Origin of the sequence: Pseudomonas sp. PDM20 (assembly GCF_014852575.3) — a bacterium.
In the GTDB taxonomy this organism is placed as follows: Bacteria; Pseudomonadota; Gammaproteobacteria; order Pseudomonadales; family Pseudomonadaceae; genus Pseudomonas.
Map to the genome: position 1 here is coordinate 102,854 of NZ_CM181224.1, position 21,832 is coordinate 124,685.

22 protein-coding genes are annotated in these 21,832 nt (G+C 64.0%); 7 read left to right on the forward strand and 15 right to left on the reverse strand.

The window, feature by feature from the left end; genetic code table 11:
• Positions 1-2: 2 nt before the first annotated feature.
• Genes IB261_RS00480 through IB261_RS00505 form a run of 6 tightly spaced genes read left to right on the forward strand, consistent with a single transcriptional unit; the run spans position 3 to position 7,164 of the window.
• Positions 3-1,439 (forward strand): mannose-1-phosphate guanylyltransferase/mannose-6-phosphate isomerase, encoded by a 1,437-nt coding sequence (locus tag IB261_RS00480; RefSeq protein ID WP_192383453.1) that lies wholly within the window; start codon positions 3-5, stop codon positions 1,437-1,439.
• The gene (locus IB261_RS00485; RefSeq protein WP_081518905.1) at positions 1,439-2,236 is read left to right on the forward strand and encodes an ABC transporter permease; all 798 of its coding nucleotides are present in this window, start codon (positions 1,439-1,441) and stop codon (positions 2,234-2,236) included. Before IB261_RS00480 ends, IB261_RS00485 begins: the two co-directional genes overlap by 1 nt.
• A complete protein-coding gene (locus tag IB261_RS00490) occupies positions 2,236-3,498 on the forward strand; it encodes an ABC transporter ATP-binding protein (RefSeq protein ID WP_192383452.1) in 1,263 nt (420 codons plus the stop codon). Before IB261_RS00485 ends, IB261_RS00490 begins: the two co-directional genes overlap by 1 nt.
• Complete coding sequence (locus IB261_RS00495) at positions 3,495-4,871, forward strand: glycosyltransferase family 4 protein (RefSeq protein ID WP_192383570.1); 1,377 nt, start codon at positions 3,495-3,497, stop codon at positions 4,869-4,871. The genes IB261_RS00490 and IB261_RS00495 overlap by 4 nt, the downstream gene beginning before the upstream one ends.
• A gap of 1 nt (position 4,872) precedes the next feature.
• Positions 4,873-6,006 (forward strand): glycosyltransferase family 4 protein, encoded by a 1,134-nt coding sequence (locus tag IB261_RS00500; RefSeq protein ID WP_192383451.1) that lies wholly within the window; start codon positions 4,873-4,875, stop codon positions 6,004-6,006.
• Positions 6,007-7,164: a glycosyltransferase family 4 protein gene (locus IB261_RS00505; RefSeq protein ID WP_192383450.1), complete on the forward strand. Its 1,158-nt coding sequence runs from the start codon at positions 6,007-6,009 to the stop codon at positions 7,162-7,164.
• A gap of 72 nt (positions 7,165-7,236) precedes the next feature.
• Here the strand turns inward: IB261_RS00505 and IB261_RS00510 are convergent, their stop codons facing one another.
• From IB261_RS00510 to IB261_RS00560, 11 genes are all read right to left on the reverse strand, one after another.
• Positions 7,237-7,443, reverse strand: a complete 207-nt coding sequence (locus IB261_RS00510) for a DUF1127 domain-containing protein (protein WP_015474893.1) — start codon at positions 7,441-7,443, stop codon at positions 7,237-7,239.
• Positions 7,444-7,474: 31 nt separating this feature from the next.
• A complete protein-coding gene (locus IB261_RS00515; RefSeq protein WP_192383449.1) occupies positions 7,475-7,768 on the reverse strand; it encodes a hypothetical protein in 294 nt (97 codons plus the stop codon).
• 32 nt (positions 7,769-7,800) lie between these two features.
• On the reverse strand, positions 7,801-9,297 hold the full coding sequence (scpC, locus tag IB261_RS00520) for a succinyl-CoA:acetate CoA-transferase ScpC (protein WP_192383448.1): 1,497 nt from the start codon (positions 9,295-9,297) through the stop codon (positions 7,801-7,803).
• Positions 9,298-9,484: 187 nt separating this feature from the next.
• Positions 9,485-10,921 carry an NAD(P)(+) transhydrogenase (Re/Si-specific) subunit beta gene (locus tag IB261_RS00525; RefSeq protein WP_081518899.1) on the reverse strand — a complete coding sequence of 479 codons (1,437 nt, stop codon included), beginning with the start codon at positions 10,919-10,921 and terminating at the stop codon, positions 9,485-9,487.
• 1 nt (position 10,922) lies between these two features.
• Positions 10,923-11,237, reverse strand: coding sequence for an NAD(P) transhydrogenase subunit alpha part 2 (locus tag IB261_RS00530; protein WP_015474896.1), 315 nt, complete (start codon positions 11,235-11,237; stop codon positions 10,923-10,925).
• Positions 11,238-11,299: 62 nt separating this feature from the next.
• A complete protein-coding gene (locus IB261_RS00535; protein WP_081518898.1) occupies positions 11,300-12,418 on the reverse strand; it encodes a Re/Si-specific NAD(P)(+) transhydrogenase subunit alpha in 1,119 nt (372 codons plus the stop codon).
• Between the two features lie 614 nt (positions 12,419-13,032).
• Entirely contained in the window at positions 13,033-13,668 is a 636-nt protein-coding gene (locus tag IB261_RS00540; protein WP_081518897.1) for an SCO family protein, read from the reverse strand.
• Positions 13,669-13,748: 80 nt separating this feature from the next.
• On the reverse strand, positions 13,749-14,651 hold the full coding sequence (gene cyoE / locus IB261_RS00545) for a heme o synthase (protein WP_192383447.1): 903 nt from the start codon (positions 14,649-14,651) through the stop codon (positions 13,749-13,751).
• Between the two features lie 67 nt (positions 14,652-14,718).
• Entirely contained in the window at positions 14,719-15,792 is a 1,074-nt protein-coding gene (locus tag IB261_RS00550; RefSeq protein WP_192225604.1) for a COX15/CtaA family protein, read from the reverse strand.
• 52 nt (positions 15,793-15,844) lie between these two features.
• On the reverse strand, positions 15,845-16,408 hold the full coding sequence (locus IB261_RS00555) for a PA_0111/PP_0108 family redox-active disulfide protein (RefSeq protein WP_151188911.1): 564 nt from the start codon (positions 16,406-16,408) through the stop codon (positions 15,845-15,847).
• The gene (locus tag IB261_RS00560; protein ID WP_192383446.1) at positions 16,386-17,165 is read right to left on the reverse strand and encodes an SURF1 family protein; all 780 of its coding nucleotides are present in this window, start codon (positions 17,163-17,165) and stop codon (positions 16,386-16,388) included. Before IB261_RS00560 ends, IB261_RS00555 begins: the two co-directional genes overlap by 23 nt.
• A gap of 44 nt (positions 17,166-17,209) precedes the next feature.
• Between IB261_RS00560 and IB261_RS00565 the strand changes: the two genes are divergently transcribed.
• Complete coding sequence (locus IB261_RS00565) at positions 17,210-17,419, forward strand: twin transmembrane helix small protein (RefSeq protein WP_015474903.1); 210 nt, start codon at positions 17,210-17,212, stop codon at positions 17,417-17,419.
• A 39-nt stretch (positions 17,420-17,458) separates the two neighbouring features.
• Here the strand turns inward: IB261_RS00565 and IB261_RS00570 are convergent, their stop codons facing one another.
• Genes IB261_RS00570 through coxB form a run of 4 tightly spaced genes read right to left on the reverse strand, consistent with a single transcriptional unit; the run spans position 17,459 to position 21,709 of the window.
• Positions 17,459-18,346, reverse strand: coding sequence for a cytochrome c oxidase subunit 3 (locus tag IB261_RS00570; RefSeq protein ID WP_081518892.1), 888 nt, complete (start codon positions 18,344-18,346; stop codon positions 17,459-17,461).
• A 22-nt stretch (positions 18,347-18,368) separates the two neighbouring features.
• Positions 18,369-18,926 carry a cytochrome c oxidase assembly protein gene (locus tag IB261_RS00575; protein WP_081518891.1) on the reverse strand — a complete coding sequence of 186 codons (558 nt, stop codon included), beginning with the start codon at positions 18,924-18,926 and terminating at the stop codon, positions 18,369-18,371.
• 52 nt (positions 18,927-18,978) lie between these two features.
• A complete protein-coding gene (ctaD, locus tag IB261_RS00580; RefSeq protein ID WP_081518890.1) occupies positions 18,979-20,574 on the reverse strand; it encodes a cytochrome c oxidase subunit I in 1,596 nt (531 codons plus the stop codon).
• Positions 20,575-20,584: 10 nt separating this feature from the next.
• A complete protein-coding gene (coxB, locus tag IB261_RS00585) occupies positions 20,585-21,709 on the reverse strand; it encodes a cytochrome c oxidase subunit II (protein WP_081518889.1) in 1,125 nt (374 codons plus the stop codon).
• Positions 21,710-21,832: the final 123 nt, after the last annotated feature.

Here is a 21,832-nt window from a genome sequence, read left to right on the forward strand (position 1 = left end):
TCATGCTCGTCCCTGTCATCCTTTCCGGTGGAGCCGGCACCCGGCTGTGGCCGGTCTCCCGTGAGGGGCAGCCCAAGCCGTTCATGGCAATGCCCGACGGGCAATCGCTGCTGAGCAAGACTTACCGGCGCGCCGCCAGCCTGCTGGGGGCGGACGGACACATCGTCACGGTGACCAACCGTGACTACTACTTCCAGAGCAAGGATCATTTCCAGTCGGCCAAGCTGCGCCAGCGCGGCCACTTCATCCTTGAACCGGCCGGCCGTAACACCGCGCCGGCCATCGCAGTTGCCGCCCTGGCGCTGCGCGCCCTGCATGGCGATGACGTGACCATGGTGGTCATGCCGGCGGATCACCTGATCCGTGATGTCGAGACCTTCGGCCGCTGCGTCGAGCACGCCGTGGAGCTGGCCGAGGCGGGGCAACTGGTGACTTTCGGTGTGGTGCCCAACGCGCCGGAAACCGGCTTCGGCTACATCGAAATGGGCGATGCGCTGGATACCAAGGGTGGCAGCCGCGTGAAGCGCTTCGTCGAGAAGCCCGACCTGGATACTGCCAAGGGCTTCCTGCAGGCCGGCACCTTCCTGTGGAACTCCGGCATGTTCTGCTTCACCGTCGGAACCTTCATCAGCGAGCTGGAGAAGTACGCGCCGCAGATGCTTGAACTGGCCATCGGTTGCCAGATGGCCAGCCAGCCGGCCGAATTCGGCAACATGGTGCAGCAGGAGCTGCCTTCGGAGCACTTCTGCGCGCTGGAGGACATTTCCATCGACTACGCGCTGATGGAGCGCTCCGACCGCGTTTCCGTGATTCCGGCCGCGTTCGACTGGAGCGACATCGGTTCCTGGACCGCCATGAGCTCGCTGGTGGAGGCCGATGCCGACAACAACCGGGCGGCGGGCAATGCCATCTTCGTCGACAGCAAGAACAACTACGTGCAGAGCGAAGATCGCCTGATCGCCACCGTCGGGGTGGAAGGGCTGATCGTGGTCGAGACGGCGGACGCGATTCTGGTCGCCAACGCCGACCGCGCGCAGGACGTACGCAAGGTGGTCAAGCAGCTCAAGGACACCGAGAACGAGGCCTACCGCCTGCATCGTACCGTCAGCCGTCCCTGGGGTACCTACACCGTCCTCGAGGAAGGCCCGCGCTTCAAGATCAAGCGCATCGTGGTCAAGGCCGGCGCGGCGCTGTCGCTGCAGATGCACCACCACCGCAGCGAACACTGGGTCGTCGTGCAGGGCATGGCCAAGGTTACCAACGGCGAGTCCGTGCGGTTGGTCAACAGCAACGAGTCCACCTACATCCCAGCGGGCCACCGCCATCGCCTGGAGAACCCAGGCGTGATCGACCTGGTGATGATCGAGGTGCAGAGCGGCGAATACCTGGGTGAGGACGATATCGTCCGCTTCGAGGATATCTACGGCAGGATCGTCTGATGTCGCTGAGCAGTCTGAAAGGCACCTGGCAGTACCGCGGTTTCATCGTGGGCAGTGTGCGGCGGGAGTTCGAGTCGCGTTATCGCGGCTCGTTGCTCGGGGCGGCCTGGACCATCCTCAACCCTCTGGCGATGATCCTGGTGTATACCGTGATCTTCTCCGAGGTAATGCGTGCGCGCCTGCCGGGCGTGGACGACAAGATGGCCTATAGCGTGTTTCTCTGCGCGGGGCTGCTGACCTGGGGGTTGTTCTCCGAAGTGGTCAGCCGCTGCCTGAACATGTTCCTCGAGAACGCCAACCTGCTGAAGAAGCTGAGCTTCCCGCGCCTTTGCCTGCCGGTGGTGAGCGTCTGCAGCGCGACGCTCAATTTCGCCATCATCTTCGCCTTGTTCCTCGGCTTCCTGCTCATCACCGGGCGCCTGCCCGGCGTCGCACTGCTGTCGTTCCCACTGCTGCTGGCGCTGCAATTGATGTTCGCCGTCGGCCTGGGCATGCTGGTCGGCGTGCTCAACGTGTTCTTCCGCGATGTGGGGCAGCTGTTCGGGATTCTCCTGCAGTTCTGGTTCTGGCTCACGCCCATCGTCTACCCGCTGACTATCCTCCCCGAATCCATCGGCCGGCTGGTGCAGCTCAATCCGCTGACCGGCCTGATGCAGGCCTACCAGAATCTGTTTCTCCACAGCCAGTGGCCGCAGCTCTCGCAGTTGCTGCCAGTGACGGTGTCCGGCGTGCTTCTGTGCGTGCTCGCCATGGCGTTGTACCGCGCACGCGCCGGTGAAATGGTGGACGAACTCTGATGGGCCATATTCGTATTCAGCAACTGGGCAAGGCCTATCGTCAGTACCCCAAGCGCTGGTCGCGTCTGGTCGAGTGGGTCTCTCCCGGCGGCAAGCCGCGGCATCACAAGCACTGGGTGCTGCAGAACATCTCCCTGGAGATCGAGCCGGGCGAGGCGGTCGGTATCGTCGGCTCCAATGGCGCCGGCAAGAGTACCCTGCTCAAGATCATCACCGGCACCACGCAGCCCACCAGTGGCACCTGCGAGGTGGGGGGGACGGTATCTGCCCTGCTCGAGCTGGGCATGGGCTTCCATCCTGAGTTCACTGGCCGGCAGAACGTCTACATGGCTGCACAACTGCTCGGCCTGCAGCGCGACGAGATCGACACGCTGTTCCCGCAGATCGAGGCCTTCGCCGAAATCGGCGACGCCATCGACCAGCCGGTGCGTACCTACTCCAGCGGCATGCAGATGCGCCTGGCGTTCAGCGTGGCCACTGCGCGGCGCCCGGATGTGCTGATCATCGACGAGGCCCTGTCGGTCGGCGATTCGTATTTCCAGCACAAGAGCTTCGAGCGTATCCGCAGCTTCCGTCGCGCCGGCACCACGCTGCTGATAGTTTCCCATGACCGCTTCTCCATCCAGTCGATCTGCGATCGCGCGGTGCTGCTGGAGTTCGGCCAGGTGGCGATGCAGGGCGATCCGGAAATGGTCATGGACTACTACCACGCGCGGATGGGCGAGGGGCTCAACCACCTCGTGCGCCAGGAGATGCTGGCCAACGGCAAGGCCCGGACCATCTCCGGCACCGGCGAGGCCGAGATCGAATCGGTACGGCTGCTGGACGCCGCTGGCAAGGACATCGATCTGGTTGAGGTTGGCCATGACGTCGTGCTGGAAGTCGGTGTGCGGGTCTGTCAGGACGTCGATCGACTGGTGCTTGGCTTCATGCTCAAGGACCGGCTCGGACAGGCGATGTATGGCATCAACTCGCACCGCCTCAAGCAAGTGCAGAAGGGGTTGAAGGCAGGAGACCGGCTGGTCTACCGCTACGCCTTCCCCATGCGACTGGGGGCCGGCAACTATTCGGTGTCGCTGAGCCTTTCACGGCTCGACTCGCACCTGGACGGCAACTACGAGTGGCGGGACTGCGCGATGATCTTCCATGTGGTCAACAGCACGCGCGAGAACTTCATCGGCTATTCCTGGCTGGATGCCCGCGCCAGCATCGAGCACTTCCCCAGTGATTCCCTGGTCCACCGCAGTGGAGAGCACTCCTGATGCGCCTGCTCGTCGAATGCACCTACGTCTTCGAACACCCCCACGTGAACTCCGGCATCCAGCGTGTGGTGCGCAACGTGATTCGTCATCTGGAAGATGCCGAGGACGGGGTGGAATGCATTCCGGTGGCCTTCATCAACGGCCGCATGCATCGGGTACTGCACCTGGCGCCGCTGTCGACCGAGGAGCTGCCCTGGCACAGCCGCATGAAGATCGCCCTGGAGCAGATGCGCAATGACTATTGGGTAAGGCATGCGAGCCTGGAGCGCCGCTGGCCGATGAGCCGCTACCACAACGCGCGCCGTGCCCTCTACGTGGCGTGCAAGATTGCCAGCCTGGCGATTACCCTGCCTCTGCGCTTCGCCATGCTTGCCTCGCGCGGCCACGTGGTACCGGAGCGCCTGGAACCCATGGAGATCCAGCCCGGCGACCAGCTGTTGCTGCTCGATTCGTCCTGGCACGCCGACTTCTTCCCGGTAGCCGAAAAGCTCAAGGCCGAGGGCGTCGGGATGATTTCGGTGATCTACGACCTGATCCCCTGTACCCATCCGCAGTTCTGCGACGCCGGACTGGTGAAGGTGTTCGACCGCTGGTTCGACTGGATCGTCGAAATGGCGGACGGCTTCATCTGCATCTCCACCACCATCCGCGACCAGGTGCGCGCCGAGATCGTGCGCCGTCGCGGCGAAGAGGTTGCCCAGGGCCTGTGGTTCGAGCATTTCTACCTCGGCTCGGAACTGGACCTGGTGGACGACGCCGCGCAGCTGGACGGCAAGCTGGTGCAGATGTTCGAGGACGGCGCGCCGGTCTACCTGATGGTCAGCACCATCGAGCCGCGCAAGAACCACGCGTACCTGCTCGATGCCTTCGAGCGGCTGTGGGCGGCCGGCTCTTCCGCGCGGCTATGCATCATCGGTCGCTACGGCTGGAAGTGCGAAAGCCTGATGGCGCGCATCCGTGGCCACGAAGAGCTGAACAAGCGTCTGTTCATGTTCAACAAGCTCAATGACCGCGGCCTCGAGTACGCCTACGCCAACGCCCGCTCCCTGGTCTTCCCCTCCTACGTCGAAGGTTTCGGCCTTCCGCTGGTGGAAGCCATGCAACGTCACCTGCCGGTGATGGCCAGCGACATTCCGGTGTTCCGCGAAGTGGGCGGCGACTTCGTGGCCTACTTCGATCTGCAGCGCCCGGAGACCCTGGCCGAGCTGGTGCAGGAGTTCGAAGGCAGCGATCGCTTCCCGGCAACCCGTGCTACCGCGGACTGGAGCTGGCTGACCTGGCGCGATGCCAGCCGGCAGCTGGTCAGCCGTGTGCTGGGCGCCCTGAGCCTGCGCAAGCTGGCGCAGCCGCGACCTGAAGTGGAAGTGGGTTAGCGTGCACGTTGCGCTGAACGCCCGCATCCTTCAGGCACCGAGAACCGGTATCGGCCAGTATGTGTCGTCCCTGACCCAGGCTTTGCAGGCGCAGGCGGAAGTCAGCCTGCAGCTGTTCCTGGGTCGTCAGTGGGCGATTGAGCTGCCGCCTGCCCCGATGCCTGGTTATTCCCGCCGTGCCGCGCTGGCCAAGCGGGTGCCCGGTGCCTACCGCATTCGCCGCTGGCTGGAGCAGGGCAACTTCGATCGCGGGCTGCGTCAACGCTCGATCGACCTTTACCACGAGCCCAGCCTGTGGCCGCTGGAGTTCGATGGGCCGATGGTCATGACCCTTCACGACCTGACGCATGTGCACTACCCGCACACCCAGCCCGCCGATCGCCTGGCCGAAATCGAACGCCATGCCGGCCGCGGCGTCGAGCGCGCACAGTTCGTACTGACAGACTCCGAGCATGTCGCCGGAGAGGTCCGTCGTCATTTCGCATTACCTGAAGAGCGTGTGCTGGTGGCGCCGCTGGGATATGCGCCGCGCTTTCGCCCTCGCTCGGAAGAGGAGCTGGCACACACGCTGGCGTCGTTTGGATTGTCCGCCGGGCAGTACCTGATCTGCGTCGGTACGCTGGAGCCACGCAAGAACCTTCAGCTGGCGCTTCGGGCTCATGCCTTGCTGCCGACGTCGCTGCGCGCGCGCCTGCCTTTGGTGATAGTCGGAATGCCAGGCTGGCGCAGCGAAGGGCTCGATGAGACGCTGGATATCGCCGTGAAAGGTGGCTGGGCAAAGGTGCTGGGCTACCAGAGTGACGAAGTGCTGGCGCAGTTGCTGGCCGGGGCGAAGGCCCTGCTCTTCCCCTCGCTGTACGAAGGCTTCGGCCTGCCCGTGCTGGAGGCGATGGCCAGTGGCGTGCCGGTACTACTGACTCGAACCTCCTCGCTGCCGGAAGTGGCGGGGGAGGCGGGCATCTATGTCGATGCCCATGATCCGCAGGAGATGTGTTCCGCCCTGCAGGAGCTGGTGGACGACTCTTCTCTCGGGCAACGCTGCCGGGCGCTGGGACTCGAGAGGGCCCGGGAGTTCAGCTGGCAGCGTTGCGCCAGGATAACCAGCGAAGCCTACCGAAAGGCTGTAGGAGGCTGAATGCGCGTACTCCACTTCTTCAAGACCTATCTGCCGGACTCCGTGGGGGGCATCGAGCAGGTGATCAACCAGCTCTGCCGTACCGGGCGGCATCACGGAATCGAACACCAGGTTCTCACCCTGAGTCCGAACCCCGAACCTGCGGAGCTGATGGTCGACGGGCATCGCGTCTACCGGGCGCGCCTCGATCTGCAACTGGCGTCCACCGGCTTCTCCTACAGCGTCGTGCCGCAGTTCCGTCGGCTGGCGGCAGAAGCGGACATCATCAACTTTCACTTCCCCTGGCCGTTCATGGATGTGGTGCACCTGCTGGCGGGCATCGACAAGCCGACGGTGGTGACCTACCACTCGGACATCGTTCGACAGCGGTACCTGTTCAAGCTGTATCAGCCGCTGATGCACCGTTTCCTCGGCAGCGTGGACCGCATCGTCGCGGCCTCGCCCAACTACCTCGGCTCCAGCGAGACCCTGCGCCGCTACCAGCACAAGGCAGAAGTCATTCCCTACGGGCTGGACAAGCACGCGTACCCGCTTCCTTCCGAGGAGTGCACGGCACGCTGGCGCCGCGAGGTAGGGGAACAGTTCTTCCTGTTCGTCGGTGTGATGCGCTACTACAAGGGCCTGCACATCCTGCTGGAAGCCGTGCAGGGCACCGGGTATCCAGTGGTGATCGTCGGCGCCGGGCCACTGGAACAGCAGTTGAAGGCGCAGGCGGCGGCGCTGGGCGTCGAGTCCCACGTGCGTTTCGTCGGGCGTGTCAGCGAAGAGGACAAGGTCGCCCTGCTGCAGCTGTCGCGGGCGATTGTCTTCCCCTCGCACCTGCGCTCGGAAGCCTTCGGCATCTCCCTGCTGGAAGGCGCCATGTACGGCAAGCCGATGATTTCCAGCGAGATTGGTACTGGAACCAGCTTCATCAATGCCAACGGGCTGACCGGCCTGGTGGTGCCACCGAGCGATCCCCTGGCGTTCCGTCAGGCGATGAGATGGTGTTGGGACAATCCGGAAGCGGCAGCAGAAATGGGACGGCACGCGGAAGCGCGCTATCAGGAGCTGTTCACGGCGGAGGCGATGGGGAGTGTCTGGGCAGATCTGTATCGCAATCTGCTGGACGAAAGGGCGGAGAAGGAAGGGCTGTTGCCCGAAGGTCGCTCTGGCTGAGCGACCGGGGCAACGAACTTACCAGTACAGTTATGGCGAGCCTGGAGAGTATGGCTCAGTTGTACTGTTGAATCAGCGCCAGAACGGCTTGTTCAGTTCGGCGTAACGCTGGGCTTCGCTGATACCGGCGTCGGCCAGCAGGCGGGAGTCCAGGCGAGCCAGCTGACGGCGGCTTTCCATGCGGCGCTGCCACAGGCGAACGGTGCCGACGAGGCCACGGTGGGCGCTGGAGGTGCTACGGGTAGTGCTCAGAGCTGCGGAACCGAGGGTACGTTCCATGGTGGTCATCCTTCTCGCTTGTGGCGAGTAGTCAGTTGCTGAATGGATTGAGCATATGATCTGACTTTTTGGTCAGGGATGACAGGTACAGTTGCACTGTATTGCGGCTGGTCAGGTGATTGTAATTTTGAACTGTAATGGTCTTTTTCGGGGCGAACTGTACCGTTGCGCTCCATTCTGGTGCGCAATTGGTAGGCGTCTGAGGTTTTTCGAGGCTGCCGGCCAGGGTGGCGGCGGGGGAAGCTGAACAGTTGGAGCGGGATAAAAATCTGTTCAGGAGTGTTTTTACGTGGTTTTTTTCCGGCTGTAAACCCTTGCGGGTCATTCATTGCTGAATGACCCGCAAAGCGTCTGGAATCAGCTCGCCGCCAGCATGTGGCCGCGCTCTTCCAGATTGATATGCCACTCCAGGGCCTCGCGCAGGATGTGCGGGGTATGGCCGCCGCGCTCGCAGGCGGCATCGAAGTAACTGTTCAGGGCGTCGCGGTAGGACGGGTGCACACAGTTGTCGATGATCACCCGCGCGCGCTCGCGCGGTGCCAGGCCACGCAGGTCGGCCAGGCCGACTTCGGTGACGAGGATGTCCACGTCGTGCTCGGTGTGGTCGACGTGGCTGACCATCGGCACCACGCTGGAGATGTTGCCGCCCTTGGCGATGGACTTGGTGACGAAGATGGCCAGGTGCGCGTTGCGGGCGAAGTCGCCCGAGCCGCCGATGCCGTTCATCATCTTGGTGCCGCCCACGTGGGTGGAGTTCACGTTGCCGTAGATGTCGAATTCCAGCGCAGTGTTGATGCCGATGATGCCTAAGCGACGGACCACTTCGGGGTGGTTGGAGATTTCCTGCGGGCGCAGTACCAGCTTGTCCTTGTAGCGCTCCAGGTTGCCGAACACGTCGGCGTTGCGGCGGGTCGACAGGGTGATGGAGCTGCCCGAGGCGAAGCGCAGCTTGCCGGCGTCGATCAGGTCGAAGGTCGAGTCCTGCAGTACTTCGGAGTACATGGTCAGGTTCTCGAAGGGCGACTCGATCAGGCCGCACATCACCGCGTTGGCGATGCTGCCGATGCCGGCCTGCAGCGGGCCGAGGCTGTTGCTCATGCGGCCGGCGTCCACTTCACGCTTGAAGAAGTCGATCAGGTGGTTGGCGATACCCTGGGTTTCATCGTCCGGCGGCAGCACGGTGGACGGCGAGTCTGCCTGGTCGTTGACGACGATGGCGACGATCTTTTCCGCCGGGATCGGGATGGCGGTGCTGCCGATGCGGTCGTCGACCTTGGTCAGCGGGATCGGTGTGCGGGTCGGGCGGTAGGTTGGGATATAGATGTCGTGCAGGCCTTCCAGGTTGGTGTTGTGCGCGACGTTGATCTCGACGATCACTTGCTTGGCGAAGATCGCGAAGCTGGCCGAGTTGCCCACTGAGGTGGTCGGCACGATGTGGCCGTCCTCGGTGATGGCGACGGCTTCGATGACGGCGATGTCCGGCAGCTTGAGCTGGTGATTGCGCAGCTGCTCGACGGTTTCGGAGAGGTGCTGGTCGATGAACATCACGTCGCCGGCGTTGATCGCCTTGCGCAGGGTGCTGTCGACCTGGAAGGGCATGCGACGGGCCAGCACGCCAGCTTCGGTGAGCTGCTTGTCGAGGTCGTTGCCCAGGCTGGCGCCGGTCATCAGGCTGATGCGCAGCGGCTCCTGCTTGGCGCGCTCGGCGAGGGCCTTGGGTACGGCTTTGGCTTCGCCGGCGCGGGTGAAACCGCTCATGCCGACGGTCATGCCGTCCTTGATAAGGGCCGCGGCCTGGTCGGCAGTCATCACCTTGTCCAACAGGGAGGACATACGCACGCGATCACGGAACATGGGAAAACCTCGGGCAGTAGGAAGTGCGAGGCCGCCAGTCTAGGGACTCGGCGATTTTTGGCTCTTATACCAAGGTCGAAAAATCGCCCGGCCGGTTGCCTTCTTACTACCAAAGTTCAGGACATTTCCCTTTGCCGGAAAGCAAGACACCGGCGCGAGGCCGGTGTCTTGTGGATCGACGGTCGTCTTACTCGACGGCCTTGACCATGTCTTCGATGACTTTCTTGGCGTCGCCGAAGACCATCATGGTCTTGTCCAGGTAGAACAGTTCGTTGTCCAGGCCGGCATAGCCGCTGGCCATCGAGCGCTTGTTGACGATCACGGTCTTGGCCTTGTAGGCCTCGAGGATCGGCATGCCGGCGATCGGCGACTTCGGATCGTTCTTCGCGGCCGGGTTCACCACGTCGTTGGCGCCCAGTACCAGCACCACGTCGGTCTGGCCGAACTCGGAGTTGATGTCTTCCATCTCGAACACCTGCTCGTAAGGCACTTCGGCCTCGGCCAGCAGGACGTTCATGTGGCCCGGCATACGGCCGGCAACCGGGTGGATGGCGAACTTCACGTTGACGCCGCGATGGGTCAGCTTCTCGGCCAGTTCCATCAGCGCGTGCTGGGCACGGGCCACCGCCAGGCCGTAGCCGGGGACGATGATCACGCTGTCGGCGTTGGTCAGCAGGAAGGAGGCGTCGTCGGCCGAACCGGATTTCACCGGGCGGGCTTCTTTCGCACCTGCCGGGCCGCCAGCGTCCGCTTCGGCGCCGAAGCCACCGAGGATGACGTTGAAGAACGAGCGGTTCATCGCCTTGCACATGATGTAGGAGAGGATCGCGCCCGAAGAGCCCACCAGGGAACCGGCGATGATCAGCATCGAGTTGTTCAGCGAGAAGCCGATACCTGCCGCGGCCCAGCCGGAGTAGGAGTTCAGCATCGACACGACGACCGGCATGTCGGCGCCGCCGATCGGGATGATGATCAGCACGCCGAGGATGAAGGCCAGGGCCAGCATCACGACGAAGGCGGTGAGGTTACCGGTGAACATGAACAGCAGGCCCAGGCCCAGGGTGGTCAGGCCCAGCACCAGGTTGAGCATGTGCTGGCCGGTGAACTGCACCGGGGCGCCCTGGAACAGGCGGAACTTGTACTTGCCCGACAGCTTGCCGAAGGCGATCACCGAACCGGAGAAGGTGATGGCGCCAATGGCCGCGCCGAGGAACAGCTCCAGGCGGTTACCGGTCGGAATGGTGTCGCCCAGGTTCTGCACGATGCCCAGCGACTGCGGCTCGACTACGGCGGCGATGGCGATGAACACAGCGGCCAGGCCGATCATGCTGTGCATGAAGGCGACCAGTTCCGGCATCTTGGTCATCTCGACGCGCTTGGCCATGATCGAGCCGGCGGTGCCGCCGACCAGCAGGCCGATGATCACGTAGACGATGCCGGTAGTGGCGATCTCGCTGCTGATCTTGAACACCAGGGCTACGGTGGTCAGCGCGGCGATGGCCATGCCGATCATGCCGAACAGGTTGCCGCGACGCGACGTGGTCGGGTGCGACAGGCCTTTCAGGGCCTGAATGAAGCAGACCGAGGCGATGAGGTAGAGGAGGGTGACGAGGTTCATGCTCATGTCAGTGCTTCTCCGCCTTCGGCGCTTTCTTCTTGAACATTTCCAGCATGCGGCGGGTGACCAGGAAGCCACCGAACACATTCACTGCAGCCAGGGCCACGGCCAGGGTGCCCATGGCCTTGCCCAGCGGGGTGACGGTCAGGGCGGCGGCCAGCATGGCGCCGACGATCACGATGGCCGAGATGGCGTTGGTCACTGCCATCAGCGGGGTGTGCAGGGCAGGGGTGACGTTCCAGACCACGTGGTAGCCGACGTAGATCGCCAGCACGAAGATGATCAGGTTGTAGATGCCGTGGGAGATCAGCATGTCTTCCATAGTTTCTCACCGGTCTTCAGGGCCGGACGCGGGGTCCGGCGCGTTCTTATATAAGAAGGGCTTCAGCCGTTCTTGCGCACGATCTGGCCATCACGGCACATCAGGCACGCGGCGACGATGTCGTCTTCCATGTTCACCGTGAAGCCGTCGGCGGTCAGGGTGAGCTTGAGGAAGTCGAGCAGGTTGCGTGCATAGAGTGCGGAGGCGTCTGCCGGCACCAGCGCGGCCAGGTTGCTCAGGCCGACGATGGTCACGCCGTGCTTGACCACGACCTGGTCGGCCTCGGTCAGCGGGCAGTTGCCGCCCTGGGATGCCGCGAGGTCGATGACCACCGAGCCCGGCTTCATTTCGGCGACAGTCGCTTCATGCAGCAGGGTCGGTGCCTTGCGGCCCGGAATCAGTGCGGTGGTGATGACGATGTCGGACTGCTTGGCGCGCTCGTGCACGGCCTTGGCCTGGCGCTCCATCCACGAGGCCGGCATCGGGCGGGCGTAGCCGCCAACGCCTTCGGCGCACTCGCGCTCCTCGTCGGTCTCGTAGGGCACGTCGACGAACTTGGCGCCCAGGGACTCGATCTGCTCCTTCACCGCCGGGCGTACGTCCGACGCTTCGATCACCGCACCCAGGCGCTTGGCCGTGGCGATGGCCTGCAGGCCGGCAACACCGGCGCCGAGGATCAGCACGCGGGCGGCCTTAACGGTGCCGGCAGCGGTCATCAGCATGGGCATGAAGCGCGGGTAGTGGTGGGCAGCGAGCAACACGGCCTTGTAGCCGGCGATGTTGGCCTGGGAGGAGAGCACGTCCAGGCTCTGCGCGCGGGAAGTACGCGGCGCGGCCTCGAGGGCGAAGGCGGTGACGCCGCGTTCGGCCATGCGGGCGATGTTCTCGTTGTTGAACGGGTTGAGCATGCCGATCAGCACGGTACCCGGCTTCATCTGCGCCAGCTCGCTTTCGCTGGGCGCGACAACCTTCAGCACAAGCTCCGAACCGTAGGCATCGGCGGCAGTGCCGATCTTCGCGCCAACGGCTTCGTAGGCGGCATCCGGCTGGCTGGCGCTGACGCCCGCACCGCTCTGAATGACGACCTGATGGCCCTGCCCGATCAGTTTCTTGACCGTCTCCGGCGTTGCTGCGACCCGCGTCTCACCGGCTTGGGTCTCGAGGGGTACACCGATCTGCACTTGCAAATCTCCTGCGTGATCCTGGGATTGTCCGGGCTACTACGTTGGCGACCCGGGTTATCTAACTGGCAACGGTCTAATTCTTGTTCTGTGACCGGGCTGTGACCCGGTGGCCGCGGCATTGTGCAATCGAACCTGGAGGGCATCAAGAAGTTCTGGAGTGGTACGAAGCGATAACTACAAGTCACGTTTGGACCCGTAGTTTTCCGGTCACCACCGAGCCCGCGTGGGCCCTGGCGTTTAGCCTAATTGCCTATTGTGACCGGACGGAAATGCCATCCTCGCCGTGAATGACCCCCCATCAGAGGCTCCCCATGCCCACCGAAAGGCCCGGTAATCCTGCAACAGGCTCAGGCATAGGTGTTAATTAATGTTTCTAATATGGAGTATGAGTCATTCCTGATGCCTGATTTCCTGTAGCAGATTTTTTACATTGACTACGGGGTCAGGAATTCCATCGGGAAGCTTCAAGGCCGCGTGTTACACCGCGCCAGAGCCTTGAGAAGAGGTTTAGCAGAAAGTTCGGATTTGTCCGCGGAAAGCGGGAATGACACGGAAAAAACAACGGCCACTCTTATAGGGTGGCCGCTGGGGGTGAGACACGGTGTCGCGGGTCAGTGGCTGGCGCCGACTACGCCGGGAAGCTGGGCGACCAGCTTGTCGTTGTGCAGCGGGGCGCGGATGAAGCCGTGCTGGGTGTTGTCCGGGCCGATGATGACCAGGTTGCCGCTGTGGTCGACGGTGTAGTTGGGCTTGCTGGTGTCGGCCGGGATGTAGGGGATGCTCATGGCGTTGGCCAGCTTCTGCACGTTCTCTTCCGAGCCGGTGATGCCCTTGAAGCCAGCATTGAAGAAGCCGAGGTATTCCTTGATGCGCGGCGCGGTATCGCGGTGCGGGTCGACGCTGACGAACACCACCTGCAGGTTCTTCGCCACTTCCGGCGGCAGCTTGCTCTGCAGTTCGCGCAGTTGCGCCAGGGTGGTGGGGCAGACGTCCGGGCAGAAGGTGTAGCCGAAGAACAGCAGGGACCACTTGTCCTTCAGGCTGGCGGTCTGGAACGGCTGGCCGTCCTGGTCGGTGAAGGCGAGGTCGGGGACGCTGCGGGTTTGCGGCAGGATCACGATGCCGGCGTCGAGCAGCACGGTCGGATCGAGCTGGTGGCGCTGGTTGAGCACCTTCTGGACGGTGAGGCCGAGGATCAGGGCGACGATGGCGACGAGGATGAAGACGGTCTTGTTGACTCGGGACATGGGGTTCTCGTGGGTCGGGACGTCTGGGCGAGCGCCGGGTTCGCGGGGCCGCTCCTTAGGAGCGAGCCCGCGAACCAGCCTCAGTAGTTCAGGTGCAGCGGCAGGTAGTGGTCCACCAGCAGCGCGATGAACAGCAGGAACAGGTAGGCGATAGAGTACTTGAAGGTCTTGATCGCCGCATGGGGTCGGCTGCCGCAGTAGAGCGCCCAGGCCCAGTCGAGGAAGCGCGCGCCCAGGCCCAGCGCGGCGAGCAGGTAGACCAGCCCGGCCATGTGGATGGCGAAGGGCATCAGCGTCACGGCGAACAGCACCAGGGTGTAGAGCAGGATGTGCAGCTTGGTGTAGTGCTCGCCATGGGTTACCGGCAGCATCGGGATGTCGGCCTTGGCGTATTCGTCCTTGCGGTGCAGGCACAGCGCCCAGAAGTGCGGTGGGGTCCAGGCGAAGATGATCAGCACCAGCAGCAGCGGTTCGGCAGAAATCTGCCCGGTCACCGCGACCCAGCCCAGCAGCGGCGGGGCGGCCCCGGCGAGGCCGCCGATGACGATGTTCTGCGGCGTGGCGCGTTTGAGGAAGCCGGTGTAGAGGGCCGCGTAGCCGAGCAGCGAAGCCAGCGTCAGCCAGGCCGTCAGCTCATTGGTGAATACCAGCAGCACGGCCATCCCGGCCACCGACAGCAGCATGGCAAAGCCCAGCGCGATGGGCGGCGAGACGCGTCCTTCGGCCAGCGGGCGCTTGTGGGTGCGCGCCATGATCGAGTCGATGCGCCGGTCCACCACGTGGTTCACTGCTGCCGCGCCGCCGGCGCACAGGCCGATGCCGAGGTTGCCGAAGACCAGCACCTGCCAGGGCACCCCGGCCTTGGTGGCGAGCAGCATGCCGATCAGCGAGGTGATCAGCATGAGCAGGACCACCTTGGGCTTGGTCAGTTCGAGCAGGTCGCGCCAGCTGGCTTGGCTGGAAGTGCTGATGACGCTGGCCATGGGCATTTCTCCTGACTTCTTGATGGGGACCGGCGCGTCGCCGGCCATCGTGCTCAACCGTGCAATGTCATCCCTGAGACGGATAGGCCACCGGGCGCTCCAGGGCATCCAGGGTGATCGGGCTGCTGGCAGGCAGCTCGACGTGTTTCGCTGCGGGTGCGCGCACCCGGTAATTCACCAGTACCAGCATCAGCAGCAGGAACGCGCCGCCGCCGTTGTGCGCCACCGCTACCGGCAGCGGCAGGTGCAGCAGCACGTTGCTGATGCCGAGGCCGATCTGCAGTGACAGCCCCAGCAGCATCAGCGCAGTAATGCCTATCAGGCCGTGGCGCTGGAGGTTCCAGGCCAGCAGCAGGATCACCGCGGTCACGCACAGCGCGCCCATGCGGTGGGTCATGTGGATGGCCGTGCGGGCGTCGCTGTCGAGCTGGCCGCCGAGGTAGTTCGGGCCGATGTGCTGGGTGAGGTGGAAGCCGTTGGCGAAGTCCATGTTCGGCCACCACTCGCCGTGGCACATCGGCAGGTCGATGCAGGCCACTGCTGCGTAGTTGCTGCTGACCCAGCCGCCGAGGGCGATCTGCCCGATCACCATCAGCAGGGCCAGGGCCGCCAGCGCGCGCAGCTTCGAAGGCAACTGCAGCGGGGCGAAGGCGCCGGACAGGCGCAGGCTGAGCAGGAACAGCAGCGACAGTGTGGTGAATCCGCCCAGCAGGTGCGCGGTGACCACCTGTGGCCAGAGCTTGAGGGTGACCGTCCACATGCCGAACGCCGCCTGGGCGATCACCACTGCGAGCAGCACCAGCGGCAGGCGCATCGGTTGGCCGTCGCGGCCGCGGCGCACCAGTGCATGCACCGCCAACCCGAGAATCAGCAGGCCGAGGCTGCCGGCGAAGTAGCGGTGGATCATCTCGTTCCAGCCCTTCTGCGCCTCCACCGGCGAGTCGGGGAAGTGCATTTCGGCGTGGGCCAGTTGCGCCTCGTTCAGCGGCACGTGGACGAAGCCGTAGCAGCCGGGCCAGTCCGGGCAGCCAAGACCGGCGTGGGTCAGGCGGGTATAGGCACCCAGCAGGATGACCACGAAAGCCAGCGCCGTGGCCAGCACGGCGAGGTAGAAGGCGGGTTTGCGTCTTGCCTGGATCATGCGTCGCTCCCGATCTTGTTGTTGTCGTGGGGCTGGCGATGTCTCGACCGGCTTAACCGATGTTCGAAAGTTTCAGCAGCAGCTGCAGGTCCTTGAGGATCGACTTGCCGTTGGCCTTGGCGTCGTAGCGCAGCACCAGGTTGCCATGGGGGTCGACGATCCACAGTTGCGGCTGGGCGCCGGTGTGCTGGTTGGGTGTCAGGCCCAGGCGCTGCAGTCGCGGGTAGTCCTTGTCGAGCAGGCCGGTGAACTCGGCCGGCAGCGGCTTGGCGAAGGCCAGCGCGTGTTCGGCGCGACTGGCTTCGCGGCCCAGGCCGATGTTGATCTGGCGCGCCAGGTAGACCAGTTGCTGGCAGTCGCTGGTACAGGTTTCCGGTGCGGTCACCAGCAGTTGCCACTGGTCGCTGGCCTTGTCGTCCTGCACGCCGAGATCGGCCGGGGTCTGCCCGGTGGCGATCAGGTCGCCGTGGTAGCTGCGGCCGTCCGGCACCCAGAACTGCAGCTTGTACATGGCGGTGGCGAGCAGCATCGGCCCCAGCACCATGCCGAGGATCAGCAGCAGTTGCACACGCCCGCGGCGGCGGGCAGTGGAGTCAGGCAGAGTCATGGCGGTCATGGTCGAAGGTCTCCCGTGCGCGACGGATGCCGAGGTAGAGGTAAAGGGCGGAAAGCGCGATGGCCAGGGCGAACCACTGCACGGCGTAGCCGACGTGGCGCTCCGGCGGCATGGCAACGATCGGCCAGTCGGTGTCGAAGGCGGCGTCGCCGGGCTCCAGGCGGATTTCCAGCGGGCTGCCTTCGCGGCCGAGCTGGTCCCACAGGAACGGTACGTCCACCTGGGTGATCAGGCGTGGCCAGCCGGCGAGCGGAGCGCTCGGGCCGGCGGCCAATGGGGTGTAGGTCCAAGCGTCCAGCAGCAGGTCGTGGCTGGGCGTATCGATCTTCGGCGGCACGCGGCGGTCGGGCCAGGGCACCCAGCCGCGATTGACCAGCAGCCACTGGTGGCCGACGCGGTCGAAGAAGGGCTGCAGCACCTCGACGCCCGCCTGGCCGTTGCGGGTGCGGTTGTCGAGCAGGGCGGTGTGTTCGGCGTCGAGCTGGCCTTGCAGGCGTACCCGAACGTAGCTGCGCGGCGGTTGGCGCTCGAGCTCGGCGATGCTGATCGGGTCCTGCTGGCGCTGCACTTCGGCAGCGGCGAGGAGGGTGCGTTTTTCGGCGGCGCGCGACAGTTGCCAGAAGCCCAGGCCGATCAGCACCGGCAGCAGTGCGAGGACCACCAGGGTCGGCGCGATACCGGGCCGGAAGGCGCGTGTGGCGCGGCCTTCCTGTGCCGGATCGGGCCGGTGCTCAGATGCGTGCTGGCTATACTGCAAGACATCCCCCTCAACCCCAGTCCCCTGCGGACAGGAGGCCGGTAGTGCTCAAAGCTGCGATCGTTCTGTTGTTGCTGGCGACCGTCGTCAGTCTGTTCAGTGGCCTGTTCTTTCTGGTCAAGGACGAGGGCCATGGTTCGCGGGTGGTCAACGCGCTGACCGTGCGTGTCACCCTGACTGCCCTGACCGTCGCTCTCATCGCCTGGGGTTTCTTCAGCGGCCAACTCGGCAGCTCTGCCCCCTGGCACTTCTGATCTCAAAAAGGCGCGGGCCAAGGCCCGCGCCACCGCGCTTCACAGCACGTAAACGAAGATGAACAGCCCGATCCACACCACGTCGACGAAGTGCCAGTACCAGCTGGCCGCCTCGAAGCCGAAGTGTTTGTCGGCGTCGAAGTGCCCGCGGATGATGCGGATCAGCATGATGCTCAGCATGATTGCGCCAATGGTCACGTGGGCGCCGTGGAAGCCGGTGAGCATGAAGAAGGTTGCGCCGTAGATACCCGAGCCCAGGGTCAGGCCCAGCTCGCTATAGGCCTCGTGGTACTCGTAGGCCTGCAGCACGATGAAGCAGGCCCCCAGCGCCACGGTCGCCGCCAGCCACATCTTCAGCGGGCCGCGATGGTTCTTCTTCAGAGCGTGGTGGGCGAAGGTCACGGTGAAGCTGGAGGTGACCAGCAGCAGGGTGTTGATCAGCGGCAGCTTCCACGGATCGATCACTTCCTTGGGCGGCGGGAACAGCTTGTTGTCCGGGTTGTTGAGCTGCGGCCAGCCGGTTTCGAACTGCGGCCAGAGCATGTGCGAGATGCCATGGTGACCTTCGCCGCCCAGCCATGGGTTGACGAAGTGGCGCACGTAGAACAGCGCGCCGAAGAAGGCGGCGAAGAACATCACCTCCGAGAAGATGAACCAGCTCATGCCCCAACGGAACGAGCGGTCCATCTGCGGGCTGTAGAGCCCGCCGCGGCTTTCCTGAATGACGTTGCCGAACCAGCCGAACAGCATGTACGCCAGGATCAGTCCGCCGGCGAAGAAGATCCAAGGGCCGTGGGAGTGTTCCTTGCCGGCGCTCATGTCGTTCATCCAGGTGCCGACGCCAAACATCGTCACCAGCATGCCGATGGTGGCGATGATCGGCCACTTGCTCTGCGCGGGGACGTAATAGGGATCGTGGGTTGCCATCTCTCTTGTTCTCCTTTGCCCTTCAGCGCTCGTTACTGGCCACGGGTGGCTTGCGGGCAGTGATGTCGAACAGCGTGTAAGCAAGCGTCAGGTGACGCACATCCTTGGGCAGGTCGCGGTCGACGATGAAGCGCACCGGCATTTCGATACGCTCGCCCGGCTGCAGGACCTGCTGGGTGAAGCAGAAGCATTCGGTCTTGTGGAAGTAGGTGGCTGCCACCGACGGCGCGATGCTCGGGATCGCCTGGGCGGTCATCGGCTTGTCGGTGGGGTTGTAGGCGACGAACAGCATCTGGTTCACCGCGCCGGGATGCACCACCAGCTGCTCGGCCTCGGGATGGAATTCCCAGACCATGTCGATGTTGTTGTTGGCGACGAACTGGATCTTCACCTCGCGCGACTGATCGACCACCTGGCCATCGCCCTGGTAGGCGCTGCCGGAGGTCTTGCCGTTGATGCCCAGTGCCTTGCACATCACGTCGTACAGCGGCACCAGGGCGAAGCCGAAGGCGAACATGGCGACCACGGCTATGACCAGCCGGGTCACCAGCTTGCGCGTTTCGATGTTGCCGTCGCTCATGGCTTGGTCCTCCACCGCGGGAACGGCCGATGCCGTTCCCGCCGCTGTGGGTTCACTTCACTTCCGGAGGCGTGCTGAAGGTGTGGTACGGCGCCGGCGAGGGAATGGTCCACTCCAGGCCTTCCGCGCCATCCCACGGCTTCGCCGGTGCCGGCTTGCCGCCCTTGATGCACTTGATGACGATGAACAGGAACAGCAGCTGCGTGGTGCCGAACATGAAGGCGCCGATGGACGAAACCATGTTGAAGTCGGCGAACTGCAGGTTGTAGTCAGGAATCCGCCGCGGCATGCCGGCAAGCCCGACGAAGTGCATCGGGAAGAACGCCAGGTTCATGCCGATGAAGCTCATCCAGAAGTGCAGCTTGCCCAGGGTCTCGTCGTACATGTGGCCGGTCCACTTCGGCAGCCAGTAGTAGGCCGAGGCGAAGATGCCGAAGATCGCGCCGGGCACCAGCACGTAGTGGAAGTGCGCCACCACGAAGTAGGTGTCCTGGTACTGGAAGTCCGCCGGGGCGATGGCCAGCATCAGCCCGGAGAAGCCGCCGATGGTGAACAGGATGACGAAAGCCACGGCGAACAGCATCGGCGTCTCGAAGGTCAGCGAGCCTTGCCACATGGTCGACGCCCAGTTGAACACCTTCACCCCGGTGGGCACGGCGATCAGCATGGTCGCGTACATGAAGAACAGCTCGCCCACCAGCGGGATGCCCACCACGAACATGTGGTGCGCCCACACGACGAACGACAGGAAGGCGATCGAGGCGGTGGCGTAGACCATCGAGGTGTAGCCGAACAGCGGCTTGCGGCTGAAGGCCGGGATGATCGAGCTGACGGCGCCGAACGCCGGCAGGATCATGATGTACACCTCGGGGTGGCCGAAGAACCAGAACACGTGCTGGAACAGCACCGGGTCGCCGCCGCCGGCCGCGCTGAAGAAGCTGGTGCCGAAGTGGATGTCCATCAGCATCATCGTCACGCAACCTGCCAGCACCGGCATCACCGCGATCAGCAGGAAGGCGGTGATCAGCCAGGTCCAGACGAACAGCGGCATCTTCATCAGCGTCATGCCCGGTGCGCGCAGGTTGAGGATGGTGGCGATCACGTTGATCGCGCCCATGATCGAACTCATGCCCATCAGGTGGATGGCGAAGATGAAGAAGGTCACGCTGTGCGGCGCGAAGGTCGTCGACAACGGCGCGTAGAAGGTCCAGCCGAAGTTCGGGCCGCCGCCGGGCATGAACAGGGTGCTCACCAGCAGGCCGAACGCCGCCGGCAGCAGCCAGAAGCTGAAGTTGTTCATGCGCGGCAGGGCCATGTCCGGCGCGCCGATCATCAGCGGCACCATCCAGTTGGCCAGGCCGACGAAGGCCGGCATCACTGCACCGAAGACCATCACCAGGCCGTGCATGGTGGTCATCTGGTTGAAGAACGCCGGCTCGACGATCTGCAGGCCCGGCTGGAACAGTTCCGCGCGGATCACCATGGCGAAGGAGCCGCCGAGCAGGAAGGCGCAGAAGCTGAACCACAGGTACAGCGTGCCGATGTCCTTGTGGTTGGTGGTCAGTACCCAGCGCATCAGGCCCTTGGCGGGGCCGTGGTGGTGGTCGCCGGCGTGAGAATGGTCGGGGTGATCGATCACTGTACTCATCGCGGCCTCCTTATTGTTGTTTCTGCTTGTAGGCGACCACGTCCTGCGGGGTCACCATGTCGCCGTCGTTGTTGCCCCAGGCGTTGCGCTCGAAAGTGATCACCGCGGCGATGTCGACTTCCGAGAGCTGCTTGCCAAAGGCCGCCATGGCCGTGCCCGGGACGCCGTTGAACACGGTCTCCAGGTGGTGCTCCTTGGGTCCGGTGACGATCTTCGAACCCTTGAGCGCCGGGAACATCGGCGGCATGCCCTGGCCTTCAGGCTGGTGACAGGCGGCGCAGATGGTGTGGTAGACCTTGTCGCCGCGGGCAACCAGCTCTTCCTTCGTCCACTCCTTGCTGGTCAGCTCCTTGAGCTTGACCGCCTCTTCCTTGCGCTCGGCCAGCCACTTGTCGAAGTCAGGCTTGGACTTCACGTCCACCACGATGGGCATGAAGCCGTGGTCCTTGCCGCACAGCTCGGCGCACTGGCCGCGGTAGATGCCGGGCTGGTCGACCTTGGTCCAGGCCTCGTTGACGAAGCCGGGAATGGCGTCGCGCTTGACCGCGAAGGCCGGTACCCACCAGGAGTGGATCACGTCGCTGGAGGTGACCAGGAAGCGCACCTTGACCCCGGCCGGCAGCACCAACGGGTTATCCACCTCGAGGAGGTAGTGCTCGTCCTTGTCGGCCTTGTTGTGGATCTGGTCCTGGGGCGTGGCGAGGTTGGAGAAGAACTCCACGTCCTGGCCCAGGTACTTGTACTGCCACTTCCACTGGTAGCCGGTGACCTGCACGTCCAGCTCGGGCTCCGAGGTGTCGTACATGTGGATCAGCGTCTTGGTGGCCGGAACGGCCATCACCACCAGGATCAGGAAGGGAATGACGGTCCAGAGGATTTCCACCGTGGTGCTCTCGTGGAAATGTGCGGGCTGCTGCCCGGTGGACCGGCGGTGGACGATCATCGACCAGAACATCGCGCCGAAGACGACGATGCCAATGACCACGCAGATCCAGAAGATCGTCATGTGAAGATCGAAAACGTTACGGCTGACTTCTGTCGCACCGGGGGTCATGTTGACCGTCCAGGCGGCGTTTGCCTGACTGAAAGCCAAGAGCAAAAGGAAGCCCATCCAGACTCGTGGATGTCGCAGCATTCGGGTTCCCCTTATCGTTGTTTTTATCCCGCCGGCATAGCGCCCTGGCTGCGATCCCCATTCCAGAGGGATCGAGCCTGAACAAGCCAACGGCCAAGGGAGTGACCGCCAAGACAACTTACT

Bases quoted from the DNA above. Each gene is read 5' to 3' on its own strand.
- IB261_RS00480 (WP_192383453.1), top strand. From the start codon at position 3: ATGCTCGTCCCTGTCATCCTTTCCGGTGGAGCCGGCACCCGGCTGTGG.
- IB261_RS00485 (WP_081518905.1), top strand. From the start codon at position 1,439: ATGTCGCTGAGCAGTCTGAAAGGCACCTGGCAGTACCGCGGTTTCATC.
- IB261_RS00490 (WP_192383452.1), top strand. From the start codon at position 2,236: ATGGGCCATATTCGTATTCAGCAACTGGGCAAGGCCTATCGTCAGTAC.
- IB261_RS00505 (WP_192383450.1), top strand. From the start codon at position 6,007: ATGCGCGTACTCCACTTCTTCAAGACCTATCTGCCGGACTCCGTGGGG.
- IB261_RS00510 (WP_015474893.1), bottom strand. From the start codon at position 7,443: ATGGAACGTACCCTCGGTTCCGCAGCTCTGAGCACTACCCGTAGCACC.
- IB261_RS00515 (WP_192383449.1), bottom strand. From the start codon at position 7,768: ATGACCCGCAAGGGTTTACAGCCGGAAAAAAACCACGTAAAAACACTC.
- scpC (WP_192383448.1), bottom strand. From the start codon at position 9,297: ATGTTCCGTGATCGCGTGCGTATGTCCTCCCTGTTGGACAAGGTGATG.
- IB261_RS00525 (WP_081518899.1), bottom strand. From the start codon at position 10,921: ATGAGCATGAACCTCGTCACCCTCCTCTACCTCATCGCCTCGGTCTGC.
- IB261_RS00530 (WP_015474896.1), bottom strand. From the start codon at position 11,237: ATGGAAGACATGCTGATCTCCCACGGCATCTACAACCTGATCATCTTC.
- IB261_RS00540 (WP_081518897.1), bottom strand. From the start codon at position 13,668: ATGTCCCGAGTCAACAAGACCGTCTTCATCCTCGTCGCCATCGTCGCC.
- cyoE (WP_192383447.1), bottom strand. From the start codon at position 14,651: ATGGCCAGCGTCATCAGCACTTCCAGCCAAGCCAGCTGGCGCGACCTG.
- IB261_RS00550 (WP_192225604.1), bottom strand. From the start codon at position 15,792: ATGATCCAGGCAAGACGCAAACCCGCCTTCTACCTCGCCGTGCTGGCC.
- IB261_RS00555 (WP_151188911.1), bottom strand. From the start codon at position 16,408: ATGACCGCCATGACTCTGCCTGACTCCACTGCCCGCCGCCGCGGGCGT.
- IB261_RS00570 (WP_081518892.1), bottom strand. From the start codon at position 18,346: ATGGCAACCCACGATCCCTATTACGTCCCCGCGCAGAGCAAGTGGCCG.
- IB261_RS00575 (WP_081518891.1), bottom strand. From the start codon at position 18,926: ATGAGCGACGGCAACATCGAAACGCGCAAGCTGGTGACCCGGCTGGTC.
- ctaD (WP_081518890.1), bottom strand. From the start codon at position 20,574: ATGAGTACAGTGATCGATCACCCCGACCATTCTCACGCCGGCGACCAC.
- coxB (WP_081518889.1), bottom strand. From the start codon at position 21,709: ATGCTGCGACATCCACGAGTCTGGATGGGCTTCCTTTTGCTCTTGGCT.